This window comes from Calothrix sp. PCC 6303 (assembly GCF_000317435.1).
Classification (GTDB): domain Bacteria; phylum Cyanobacteriota; class Cyanobacteriia; order Cyanobacteriales; family Nostocaceae; genus PCC-6303.
Genome location: NC_019751.1, coordinates 5,649,529 through 5,662,149, shown reverse-complemented (window position 1 = coordinate 5,662,149; position 12,621 = coordinate 5,649,529). Strand labels below are relative to the sequence as shown.

Below are 12,621 nucleotides of genomic sequence, written 5' to 3'. Positions count from 1 at the left end.
TGACTGATAACTAATAACTGGTTAAATTTTTACTACTAAACTAACCCCAACTAACCAACTTGTTCTAAATATTGACTCACATCTTCAATTACACGAGTTAATTCGGCTTCGGTAGTCAACTTGATACTAGCATCACGTATGGTCAGTAAGACTTTAGCAGCAAAAGGAGTAGCCCAAATATTTGGGTTACAAAAAATTTCTAAAAATACTTCCCCCGTATATCTATATTCAGTTGGACGTTGGGGTGTAGGTTTACCACTATTGCTCTTAGCTACAGAAAGAGTCTTCAGATTTGCCACCAGATGATCTAGTGTTGCTTTGAGTTCACGAGCTGCATCGGCTGAAAAAGCGAATGAAACAGAACCTTCCTGTAAGTTTAGAGTCAAATGAGTTGAAGACATAGATTTTTTATTTATTTTCACTAATCTTAGGAATAATATATTTGCAACTTTAATGCAATCTTTTACCTTTGATTCAATTAAATAAAGCTAAGTACTGTAAAGATTGTGATCTAAATTAACTAGAAAAACTTGCAATAAAAACAACAATATTATCAGATTGTCAGGATATTTAATCCTTAATGCACAAGGGTTGTAGGTATTTTTTACTCCAGAAGTTCTACAGTATAGAGACAGGGCTGGATGTTAAATATACTTTATGATTTACGATCGTCGTGCCACGGTACAAAAGGTTTTAATCGTCACTTTAGGGTTAAATTTGTTTGTGATGGCACTGAAAGCAATAGTGGGAACTACTACAGGTTCACTAAGTTTACAAGCTGATGCTTTGCATAGTGTTACCGACAGTGCAAATAATATTTTGGGGTTGGTTACAACTCGCTTATCATCACCAAAGCCTGATCGAGAACACCCCTACGGACATCAAAAATTTGAAGCAGTGGGAGCTTTAGGAATTGCGGCTTTTTTGGGGATCGCTTGCTTTGAGATTCTTCAAGGGGCAATCGAGCGAATTATGCATGGGGGAAAACCCGTAACAATCACAGTACCAGAATTGTCAATATTATTACTGGTGTTGGGAGTAAATATATTTGTGGCATTTTATGAGCGCAGAGTCGGAAAACGAGTTGCAAGTCCAATTTTAATTGCTGATGCCAACCATACCATGAGCGATATTTGGGTGACAATTTCGGTAATTGGTGGTTTGTTAGGTGTGTGGTTGGGTTATCAGTGGTTGGATGTGGCTTTGGCTTTTCCGGTAGCAGTGTTGGTGTTTATGAGTGGTTGGTCAGTTATCAAAGAGAACTTACCATGGTTAGTGGATGAAATGGCAATTAAGCCAGAAGTCATTCATGCGATCGCGCTTTCAGTCCCAGGTGTGATTAACTGTCATGATATTGCTTCCCGTGGTCTAGTTGGTCGTCAAGCTTTTATTGAGATGCACCTCATTGTTGATGCAAATGATGTGGAAAAAGCTCACCGAATCACAGAAGAGGTAGAAAGCAAGTTAGAACAAAGTTTTCATCCCGTCAGAATCATTATCCATGTTGAACCACCTGCCTATGAGTCAAGTCAAATTAGTTATTAAATAGCTTGTTTGTAAGAGTCAGCAAAAACTAGCAAATATCAAAACAATATTTGAACTGGCATTCAGTAGATTTTCCGAAGTTAAATCCGCAATTTTTCTTTACAATTCAATTAATCTCACGGTTTACACACATCTATTCTTAGTCCAAATACTGGCTAAAAAGTTGATTTTAGACACCATAGTTCTTCATGCATGGTGACTCCTAAAAATCAAAAAGCTCCAGTATTTGGATTTTTGCTGTGTTTCTTGCTATATTTTATTTTTGCATTTTTGGCACTAAGTAAAACGGCGCTAAAAAACAGAAGTATGTAACGGAAAATAAAGTTGTCCAAAAATTTCTTTGCTTCTGCCTTCTAATAACGACAATTTTGAACACCAACCTACTAGTACAAGAAGGCAGAAGTAAGTAGACAAATCGTCGTAGATCCCCCTAAATCCCCCTTAAAAAGGGGGACTTTGAGAGGTATTCTGCCCCCTTTTTCTTGGCGAAGCCGCTCTGAAAGAGCTAGAGCACCAGTCCAGTAGAAGATATTGACAAATCAGGCAGAGTATGAATTATTAAAATTAGAAATTTCTTTATTATTAGTTTCAAACATACGAGCAAGAACGTGGAGATTATGAACAACAGCCATACGTCGAAGGTCAAAAAGGTTTTTGCGTAAGCCAATGTAGCGAGCTTTATCTCCTTGCCACTGACCAATATGAGCTAAACTATGCTCAACACTAACGCGCTCGCGGAGTTTCTCACGTCCACTCTGTGTAGTTTGACGTTCCCGTAGCTCTACAAGTAGAGACTCGTCAGGGTGAATAGAGATACTGCGACCTTGCTTACTCTCTGTACATTGAGAGCGTAAAGGACAGGTTTGACATTCGTGTTTGGGGAAGTGGACAACAGTCCCCTCATTAAAGGGTAAACTAACTCCATTGGGACAGCGAATGAAATGATTTTCCCAATCCAGAACAAAGGCATTTTTATCAAAAAAATTACCGTTGCGGACTTTCCATGCCTTGCAAATAATAGTCATATCAGGTGTGCGTTGTTTAACCCAATGACTAGCTAAATATGCACGGTCAATATGTAGCTCTTTGATGTCAAGAGTTGTTACGTTCTGGGCATTTAAGTCGAACTCAATTGCCATAGTTACAGATGCTTCTGGTTCGTTTGCTCTGGTAACACCAACAGCTCTTACCATTTGCAATTCTAAGTCTTTGAAAATATGACGTTTGTAACCATCAATTTTTTGGCTGCGACTTTTACGACCATGACGCATATCCTCATCCTCAATTGAAATGCGTCTATCTTTAGCAACACCTTTACGGAGCTTTGGGGAGCCATCAGATTTCTCCTCAACATCTTGTGATTCAATTTGCCTCGCATCTTCAATGCTCTTGTTGACTTGAGTGCTTGTTTTTTCATCCAAATCAGTTTTTTGTTTGACCCAAGACTCAACTGAGTCTAATGTTTGCAATATTGTAGATAGTGCAACATTACGAGCTTCCGGGTCATCCCAATCTAAATCTAAGGCAGCTTTCAGGCTCGTTCCCGTGATGATTTCTGCACCGATAGTCGCTGTAACGCCTGTAACACCAGAATCGTCCTGTTCATAATTCTGAGCTATTACGAATAATGCTTTCCTTAGTGCATGACCTAACAAATTATACGTGTCTTCCACACGTGCCGCTCCCCATAACGGGCTTGAATCTAAGGCTACTTTTAACGACTTCGGATTGTAACCTTCATGAAAATGTGCCATTTCAACTGTTTTCGCCACAATCCTCTGGTCAAGAGACTTTGACATCAAAAGCGCACGAAATCTAACTAGTGTCCCTTTGCCAAATGGAGCTTGTTCACAATCGAGACAATCTAAAACTAGCTGCCATCGCCTATCCATTTCAATCGCTTCTATTGCCTCGTCATCTGAAACCCCTGTATATGCTTGTAAAATTACTGCAAGTGCAAGTTGTGCTGGTGGTATTGGAGATAAACCAACACTACTGTCCTTGAATACCCTTGCTAACTCCGTTTGGAAGTCTGGGTCAAATAATTCGTGTCGTATTTGCCGCAAAAATACAAATAACTTTGCTTTGCGTATACGTTTCGCAACTTTTTCTTCTTTGCTTGACAGGGAGATTGGAGGTTCCCATATTAATGGACGCATAGTTTGCACTCCTCATACCTTATTCTCCTTATTCTCCTATAAATTAGCCTCTGCAAAAACTATGTATCTTGTCAACTACTTCTACTGGACTGGTGCTCTAGGGGGTTGGGGGATCGAAAAGCCTGGGAGGCAACTCTAAAAGACTTGTGTGTACATCGTAGCCCCGTTGTAGCGACTGCGGAGAGGCAGAAGGAATAAAGCCGATAAAACAAGTTTTTCGCTTATTCTAAATGGTTGGTTTATTTACGCCGTGCTGTACTAGTCTGTCAAGATAAAAATGAGGATTGTATAGACGTAACAATGCTACGTCTCTACGGAATTGTGGATCTGTACACAAGCGTCAAAATAAAATTGACAAACTACTACTTAATTCCTAATTAATTAATCTTGATACAAAATTGGATCAACCAGTCCCAATTCCTTAAAAGCTGCCAACCTAAGCAAACATGAATCGCAAACACCACAGGCTTTTTCCTCACCAGCATAGCAAGACCAGGTAAGTTCCCAGGGTACTCCTAGTTGATTTCCCAATTGGATAATTTCTGTTTTTTTGAGATTTATGAGTGGGGCAATAATTGATATTGGTTCTCCCTCTCGTCCTTGCTTTGTACCAAGACGGAAAACCTCCTGCATTGCCTGAATAAAATCGGGACGGCAATCAGGGTATCCAGAATAATCCAAAGCATTGACACCAATATAAACCCGCTCTGATGCGATCGCTTCCGCATATGCAAGGGCAAAACTCAAGAAAATTGTATTTCTCGCTGGAACATAGGTAATGGGAATATGATCAGCCATTTCTTCTAAACTGCGAGACTCTGGTAAATCTAACTGATTGTCAGTTAGTGCTGAACCACCCCACTGACGCAAATCAAAGTTAATTATTTGATGTTCTCGCACACCTAGCTTTTTTGCCAGAAAACGGGCTGATTCTAGCTCACGTCGATGTCGCTGCTGATAATCAAAGGAAATCGCATAACACTCGCAGCCATCGGCTTGCGCTTGGTATAAAACGGTGGAAGAATCTAGTCCCCCTGATAACAAAATTACAGCTTTCATGATGTTCTATAGTAGCCTGTCAAGTTGATTTTGACGGATAGTTTCTCAAGGTTAAATATTTCCCTTTCCGCGTCAAGTAAAAATTGACAGACCGGATCCTCTAGCCAAAATCCTTTATCGGTAGACAGGAAGATATTTTTCCAGATTTTTATTTGTCCATGATTTCAACTTTTTTAGTTAATAAAAAGATACATTAAGAGTGGGATCAAGTGCGAAAAAACTTATATTCGGCACTAACTGACCAAAACAAGTCCAGATGGCGGGAACTCACAACAAACTTTGGAATTCTTCATAAATAGAACCTCCATGTTACCATCTGGATGGTTTTAAACATCCCAAAATCAGTGCTTTTATGAGTACTGGTGACTGTAGCATCTCTATATTTGGTGGTTGAGGAGATAATAGTAGTGCAAGATAGCATAATGGCAGAAAATCCCCATACGCAACGTAACCAGCCACGTCCTGTACGTATTGGCATGGTTGGAGTAGGAAGTATGGGACAGCATCACGTCCGCGTCCTCAGTTCGATGAAGGATGTTGAATTAGTTGGAGTTGCAGATATTGATGTCGAACGTGGGCTAGAAACTGCTAGTAGGTACAAAACTCGATTTTTTGAGGATTATTGTGACTTACTACCCTTGGTTGATGCCATTTGTATCGCAGTCCCCACAAGACTGCACTACGCTGTTGGCATGAATTGTTTGTTGGCAGGAATTCACGTTTTGATTGAAAAGCCGATTGCTGCTAGCATTTCGGAAGCAGAATCGCTGGTAAATGCCGCAGCCGAGTCGCAGTGTATTCTCCAGGTTGGTCATATCGAGCGTTTTAACCCAGTTTTTCAGGAACTTAGCAAAGTTATGAAAACTGAAAAAGTTCTGGCATTGGAAGCTCATCGTATGAGTCCTTACTCGAATCGGGCGAACGATGTTTCGGTTGTTTTGGACTTAATGATTCATGATATAGATTTATTAATGGATTTAGCTGGCTCTACAGTGGTCAAATTAACAGCTAATGGAACCCGCAGTTCTGATTCTCCATATTTAGATTATGTGACTGCTACCCTGGGTTTTGCTAACGGTGTTGTCGCCACATTAACCGCTAGTAAGGTAACTCATCGCAAAACCCGGAAAATTGTCGCTCATTGTAAAAATTCCCTTACAGAAGCTGATTTTCTTCAGAGTGAGATTTTGATCCACCGACATACTGCTAATGTTGCGAATGATTTTCGCCAGACCCTTTATCAGCAAGATGGTTTAATTGAAAAAGTTTATACAAGTAATATTGAACCTCTCAGAGCAGAATTAGAGCATTTTGTCAATTGTGTGCGGGGTGGAAATCAGCCTTCGGTAGGTGGAGAGCAGGCTCTTAAAGCTTTGAGATTGGCTAGTTCCATCGAACTGATGGCACTGGAAGAAAGAGTTTGGAATCCATTGGATTTAGAATTACAGTCTGAAACAATTGTTCAGTCGTTAACTTCTCGCCTTTAGATTTCAAAAGATTTCAAAAAAGAGCTTTGACTTTTTGACGGAAATATCCTTTTAGGGTATCGCTACACCAGCAGAGCTAACCTTCATCGGCTAAAAAGATTCTAGCCCAAGGAGGCTGGCTCTGTTTGTTTTTGGTGGCAGTTCAAGCTTCTTCCAAAAACCCGCCTACTGTCCTCATTGACATTGATTAAAAAGCATTACCTGTGTAATATATATCTTGTTTTATACAAGTATTTATGTCTTAATATCAAAGTATTCTGACATTTTTAATGAAATACTAATTATTCAATAATGATTTGATTTTCTGGAAATTCTCGTTAATTAGGATTCTGGCAAGATTTTTGTGTAGTTTCCACTAGTACAGTTCGGCGCAAATAAAGCTACCATTTAAAATGCCTAAAAAGCTGATAGAAAGGTCTTTATTCTTCTGCATTCTGCCTACTTCCTTCTGCCTTCTTGTACTAGTAATTTTGGGCTTTTGACTTGAACCGCGAAGCTTGCACGACGTAAATCGTTCGCATTTAAGGCGACAATCACGGAAATAGGTCAAATAGGTTTAGTAACAGAAATCAGACGATGTACAAGATTTAGAGAATCGACTCAATGGCAGATTTGACTAATTGGATCAAAACAACAATCGAATCCCTCGGTTATTTGGGAATCGCCTTAATGATGTTCTTGGAAAATCTATTTCCTCCAATTCCTTCAGAGCTAATCATGCCTCTAGCTGGTTATACCGCTAGCTTGCAAGATAGTAAGCTGAATATTTTTGGCGTATTTGTAGCGGGTTTAGTCGGTTCAGTCGCTGGTGGATTAGTCTGGTATTATCCTGGCAAACTACTTGGGCAAGATCGTCTGTATGCGATCGCAGATCGATACGGAAAGTGGATTACCGTATCAAGCAAAGATCTAGTTAAAGCCACACGCTGGTTCAACAAACAAGGTAAAACAGCAGTCTTTATCGGTCGTTTAGTACCCGGCGTGAGAACTCTGATTTCTGTACCTGCGGGCTTCAGTAATATGCCCTTACTACCTTTTTTATTTTACACAACCTTGGGTAGCGCTGTGTGGGTAGGTTTGCTAACATACACAGGGTATATATTGGGAAGCCAATATAAACTGGTGGAGGAGTATCTAGCTCCAGTATCAAAGTTCGTCTTGGGCGCTTTGATAGTGGCATTCGTTTATTGGTTTATCAAGCGCAATCGCACAAATCAAAAATGATCGGACTACACCTTCCCGGAAGTCACATCAGACAAAATCCCATTGGAACAACGTTTCCCACTCTGTGAAACACACCAGTTTTATTTGATGAGATGTTTGCCTTTGTTTGGGACAAATTACTGAAGCGCCAGTACAATCAAAACTTGCTGATAGGTAAGACTTTTACCACTTAATTGTGTTTTTAGTTACAATCGGCGCTACAGCAAATTTTTGTTATTCCTATTTGGAGATGCTCGCATTTTTGTAAGATGAGCATGATAGCTTGTTAAAACTAAGTAATTACTAGGAGCTTCTATGACAGATCAACCCTCAGCTGCCACTCCCATGAATGCCGCAGCCATCCCAATGAACCGAGTCACAGCAACGACTCCAATCAATAACCCCATCAATAATAGCGGAGGATCATCTCCCAGACCCAGTAATCCCGGTGGAAAGAGCATCCTGAGCGTAGACTTAGGTCGAACCTCAATGAAAACCAGCGTTAGTCGTGAACCAAACAATGTGGTTTTCGTCCCCGCTAACATCAAAAAAATGACCATGGAACAGGCTCGTGGAGGAGTATTTGAAGCTCGTGCCACCGACCCATTAATGGATTTATGGTTAGAGTACCAAGGTAGCGGTTACGCTGTAGGTCAACTAGCAGCAGACTTTGGAGCCAATTTAGGCGTTGGACAATCTAAGGTAGAAGACGCTTTAGCAAAAGTTTTAGCTGCTGCTGGTTACTTCAAACTTAGAGACGAAATCTCCCTTGTTCTGAGCCTTCCTTATCACTCACAAGAGCAATTTGAACGGGAAAAAGCACAGCTAATTAGCCAAGTTAGCGGTCCTCATGTGATGAATTTCCGTGGCGAAAGTGTGAATTTGGATATCACCAAGGTTTGGGTAATGCCTGAAGGCTATGGCAGCTTACTATGGTGTGAAGCACAACCCAAAAAAGGACCTTCTAGCCCCGACTTTACTAAGGTTTCGGTGGCAATTGTCGATATTGGACACCAAACCATTGACTGTTTAATGGTGGACAATTTCCGCTTCGCTCGTGGTGCTTCCAAGAGTGAAGATTTTGGGATGAGCAAATTTTATGAATTGGTTGCAGCCGAAATCGAAGGTGCTGACTCTCAATCACTTTCCTTGATTACTGCCGTCAACAAACCCAAAGGCGATCGCTTCTACCGTCCTCGCGGTGCTAGCAAACCAACCAATCTTGATGACTTCTTGCCCAACTTGATCGAATTATTCTCACGAGAAATTTGCAATCGCATCCTCACATGGCTTCCCGAACGTGTAACCGATGTTATCCTCACAGGTGGTGGTGGTGAATTTTTCTGGGAAGAGATTCAACGCTTGCTGAAAGAGGCTAAAATAAGTGCTCATTTAGCTGCACCATCCCGCCAAGCAAACGCCTTGGGACAATATATTTATGGAGAAGCGCAGTTATCCGCCAATCGAAACGTTAAGGCTTAAAATTGATGTTCCAATGGTCAAAGAAAGTCGTTAAATCGGTTACGTTCAACCCAGGAGTGGCTGACGAGAGTTTGTTAGCGTTGGTCGAAAGCCAATTGGAAAAAGACCCCGACAAGTCGTTCAGCGACGTTTGCAAGGATGCTCTATGGCAATCTTTGTGCGTACCAGAATCAGTACGACCCGCTGCCACCAAAACCGGAGCAACTCCAATACCAACAACAACAACTCCAGCACCTCTAACGGGTGCAGTTGATCAACAAGTGGCTCAACTGCAACGTCAGATTGCCGATCTTGAGGAACGCTTCTTTGCTAGGGAATCAAATCGGTTGGAGATTATGGAATCCCAGTTGATGCAACTTAGCCAACAGGTCGCTCAGTTGGCTTTGATGGTGACACAGGGAGTAATGGTGCAAGTTGCTCCCATGCATCCAATGTCACCTACGGAAGGTTTTAGCAAAGCTACGCCTGTGGCTGTTAGTGCTATTCCTCAAGAAGTTGATCCAGTCATTAGCCGTCTGAGTCAACTTGTGGATGATTTTTAGCAGGTTAGATCAGGGTGTTAATCTTTTGGGCTATGACAAAAACTCCTTAACGTGTCGCGGAAGTCCCCACCTTCAATGTATTCATAAGGTGGGGATTGTCAGCGGGGGATGAGGATTACATCTGGAATTGATTTTTTACGCAGTAAAAACAAATTCTAGACGTATGAGGAATACCCAAAATTTTCTCCTAAGATATACGCTGTCTTGACTATCAATGCCGCAAGCGAAAACCAAGCGGTGGAGGTATATGTTGCAAGAAAACCCTTCGACTTCGCTCAGGATAAAAGATTTGGGTCTTGGGAACCAGGATTCCTGCCCTTGGAGGGAATGTAAGACCAAAAAACTACGAAGTTTTTGAGGCTATTCCCAATGAATTGGGAAGCTCAGACTTCAGCCGTAGGCAAGTCTGGGTAGTTCACTAGATAATCTATTAAGGAGTTCGATTCTAATTGGGTCTAAAGATCTTCGGAGAATTTACACTTCTCAGTATAAGTGAATGAAAATTTTCCGTTCATGGTGAGCCAGCGCATTGGGCGGGTTTCCCGACTTGAAGCGACTGGCGAACCCGTCAGGGTCAAAAATCATTGCTTGGCTAAGTCGATTAGTGATGCGTCCTGGTCGTTGTTTCGGCAATGGGTTGAGTATTTCGGTCAGGTCTTTAGCTTGGAACGCAGCACGCAACATACTGGAAAAAGCATTAAGGAGGCAACGCGTTGCGGGGGTTCCCCCCGTTGTAGCGACCGCCGTTACGGCGGGTCATGTCGGAACTAACGCCTCTGGAGAGACTGACCTCTGCTTAGGTGGAGAAATCCCTCCAAGTAAGTCAACTCGTAGAAAGAGGAAATCCAAGGAGCGATATTTGGAATCCCCGACCGTTTGCGGCGGGGAGGATGCCAATTCTGTACTCTAATTTCTTTTTTTAGTCTGGCTACCCGATAATTTTTCTGGCATTGCAGAAGAATGGTGTTCGACAATCAACCATTTATTATCACCATCTGCTTTCTGATATACAAACGTGTAGCGGGCTTGAACCTGATTAACCTTGCCGTTTTGAGTCAAGTTAAATGTATAAACACCAGAATTAATTGCTAAATTACAATATATGCGGATATTTTGCTCGTCAATTTTACCAGCAGGCTTTAGTAACAAAAACTTTTGAAAATACTCTTTGATCTCTGCTTTGTTATGTCTGACCTTATTTGATACAGTTGGCAATAAGACACCATTTGCGGCGTAGTTTGCGGTTACTTGTTCAGGATTGCCAGTTTGCAATGAGCTATTCCATTTGTCAAAGAGTGATGCGATTTCAGTAGAATTGGTATTAGCACATTGAGTTTCTTCTGCCTGACTAGGAAGGCTAATTGAAAAAGATGTCAGAGCGGTAATCGTTAGAGAGATCAAAGTTTTATTCAACATATATTCAGTTAATAATCTTAAATTCATAACTTTAAATCTATCATTCTCATTTGGACGATTAGTTTTTCCATCATTGGATTATGTAATCGTAAATATTCACTTTTATCTATATATTTTGATACTTATTACAAAAAATAATATGTTGGATATGCATATGTGATTAATTTTTTTGATTTAACGGGATGAAGCATAAAATTGATGCAATTAATGACAAAGATCATTGTAATAATTGAAGTGATCCATAGATATTTCTAACTAATGATTTTTAAATTTCCGTGACTTGCTTTAAAATAGGTGATATCTATTCCAACTAAATCAACCGATTAGCCTAGAGAGTCATGCAATTACTTAAGACTAACGACGCAAAATTTGCTACTCAATTTCAAATATTAGTGAACGAGCGCCGTGAAGCAACGGTTGATGTGAGTGGAACTGTACGGGATATTATTCATGATGTACGGTTACGCGGGGATAATGCAGTTAAAGATTATACTGGTCGTTTTGATAAATTTAGTCCTGAAACATTGTGTCTTAGCAGTCAATTTATTGCCGAAAAGGCTGCCAAATGCTCGGTAAAAATCAAAGAATCTCTTCAGCTTGCGGCTGACAGAATCGGCACATTTCACCAGAAACAACTGCCACAGAATATCGATTATGGAGATAGTGCAGGTGTGCGCTTGGGTTTGACTTGGAATGCGATCGCACAAGCCGGAATCTATGTACCAGGTGGACGTGCTAGTTATCCCAGTTCGGTATTAATGAACGCAATCCCCGCCAAAATCGCCGGAGTGGAACGCATTGTTATGGTTGTTCCCATGCCGGGTGGAGAAATAAATCCGGCGGTACTAGCAGCTGCCGAAATTGCTGGGGTGACGGAAATCTATAGCATTGGTGGAGCGCAAGCGATCGCTGCATTAGCTTACGGAACCGAAACCATCGCCCCCGTTGATAAAATAGTTGGTCCTGGGAATGCCTATGTTGCCGAAGCCAAACGCCAGGTCTACGGTACTGTAGGTATCGATAGTATCGCCGGACCTTCGGAAATTCTCGTGATTGCCGATGCTAAAAATAACCCCGATTGGATTGCCTGGGATTTACTTTCCCAAGCAGAACATGACCCCAGCGCCCAATCAATCCTAATTACTGATTCTGAAGAATTTGCTCATCAAGTTATTACTGCTATCGAGCAGGTGTTAGCAAAATTACCGACCAAAGAAGTAGCTAGGGCAAGTTGGGAAAAACATGGTGCCGTGATTGTTGTCTCAGACTTGGCTGATAGTATTGCCCTAGTCAACCGACTTGCACCAGAACACTTAGAATTATGCATTGACGAACCCCAAATCATGGCACAGAAAATCACCTGTGCAGGTAGCATGTTCTTGGGACGCTTCACCCCCGAAGCAATCGGGGACTATGTTGGGGGACCAAATCACGTTTTACCCACTGCTCGTTCTGCTCGCTTCGCCTCCGGTTTAAGTGTGTATGATTTCCTCAAACGCACAACCTATTTAGAATGTGATCAGCAAGCATTGGAAAATATTGGTCAGGCTGCCATTACTCTAGCTGAAGCTGAAGGTTTACCAGCCCATGCAGGTAGTGTGGCAGTACGTTTGGGGATATGATATTCAGCTTACTGCTCAATTGATGCACAGCGCCCGGAATATGTCCCCCACGTTCGTTTCCTCGATCGAGTACACTTGCGAGTGATTATGACCAGTTCTTTGCAGC

10 protein-coding genes and 1 pseudogene are annotated in these 12,621 nt (G+C 41.5%); 7 read left to right on the top strand and 4 right to left on the bottom strand.

From position 1 onward, the window contains the following. Window positions 1-50 precede the first annotated feature (50 nt). On the bottom strand, window positions 51-401 hold the full coding sequence (locus tag CAL6303_RS22925; RefSeq protein WP_015200215.1) for a hypothetical protein: 351 nt from the start codon (window positions 399-401) through the stop codon (window positions 51-53). 256 nt (window positions 402-657) lie between these two features. Between CAL6303_RS22925 and CAL6303_RS22920 the strand changes: the two genes are divergently transcribed. Further along, window positions 658-1,545 carry a cation diffusion facilitator family transporter gene (locus CAL6303_RS22920; protein WP_015200214.1) on the top strand — a complete coding sequence of 296 codons (888 nt, stop codon included), beginning with the start codon at window positions 658-660 and terminating at the stop codon, window positions 1,543-1,545. A gap of 539 nt (window positions 1,546-2,084) precedes the next feature. Here the strand turns inward: CAL6303_RS22920 and CAL6303_RS22915 are convergent. Together CAL6303_RS22915 and queC are read right to left on the bottom strand one after the other, a co-directional pair. Beyond that, the gene (locus CAL6303_RS22915) at window positions 2,085-3,704 is read right to left on the bottom strand and encodes an IS1182 family transposase (protein WP_015195906.1); all 1,620 of its coding nucleotides are present in this window, start codon (window positions 3,702-3,704) and stop codon (window positions 2,085-2,087) included. 381 nt (window positions 3,705-4,085) lie between these two features. After that, window positions 4,086-4,763 carry a 7-cyano-7-deazaguanine synthase QueC gene (queC, locus tag CAL6303_RS22910; protein ID WP_015200213.1) on the bottom strand — a complete coding sequence of 226 codons (678 nt, stop codon included), beginning with the start codon at window positions 4,761-4,763 and terminating at the stop codon, window positions 4,086-4,088. 422 nt (window positions 4,764-5,185) lie between these two features. Between queC and CAL6303_RS22905 the strand changes: the two genes are divergently transcribed. The 5 genes and pseudogenes from CAL6303_RS22905 to CAL6303_RS31655 all read left to right on the top strand — a co-directional run. Further along, the gene (locus tag CAL6303_RS22905; RefSeq protein WP_415748909.1) at window positions 5,186-6,250 is read left to right on the top strand and encodes a Gfo/Idh/MocA family oxidoreductase; all 1,065 of its coding nucleotides are present in this window, start codon (window positions 5,186-5,188) and stop codon (window positions 6,248-6,250) included. 603 nt (window positions 6,251-6,853) lie between these two features. Next, entirely contained in the window at window positions 6,854-7,474 is a 621-nt protein-coding gene (locus CAL6303_RS22900) for a DedA family protein (RefSeq protein WP_015200211.1), read from the top strand. 294 nt (window positions 7,475-7,768) lie between these two features. After that, window positions 7,769-8,935 carry a ParM/StbA family protein gene (locus CAL6303_RS22895; protein ID WP_015200210.1) on the top strand — a complete coding sequence of 389 codons (1,167 nt, stop codon included), beginning with the start codon at window positions 7,769-7,771 and terminating at the stop codon, window positions 8,933-8,935. Between the two features lie 5 nt (window positions 8,936-8,940). After that, on the top strand, window positions 8,941-9,477 hold the full coding sequence (locus CAL6303_RS22890) for a hypothetical protein (RefSeq protein WP_015200209.1): 537 nt from the start codon (window positions 8,941-8,943) through the stop codon (window positions 9,475-9,477). Between the two features lie 664 nt (window positions 9,478-10,141). Next, window positions 10,142-10,387 (top strand): annotated as a pseudogene (locus tag CAL6303_RS31655) (hypothetical protein); the annotation flags it as partial. On the opposite strand, the gene CAL6303_RS22880 reads toward CAL6303_RS31655, so the two are convergent. Next, entirely contained in the window at window positions 10,384-10,920 is a 537-nt protein-coding gene (locus CAL6303_RS22880) for an SgcJ/EcaC family oxidoreductase (protein ID WP_015200208.1), read from the bottom strand. The pseudogene CAL6303_RS31655 and the gene CAL6303_RS22880 overlap by 4 nt on opposite strands. A gap of 311 nt (window positions 10,921-11,231) precedes the next feature. Between CAL6303_RS22880 and hisD the strand changes: the two genes are divergently transcribed. After that, window positions 11,232-12,515, top strand: a complete 1,284-nt coding sequence (hisD, locus tag CAL6303_RS22875; protein ID WP_015200207.1) for a histidinol dehydrogenase — start codon at window positions 11,232-11,234, stop codon at window positions 12,513-12,515. Window positions 12,516-12,621 lie beyond the last annotated feature (106 nt).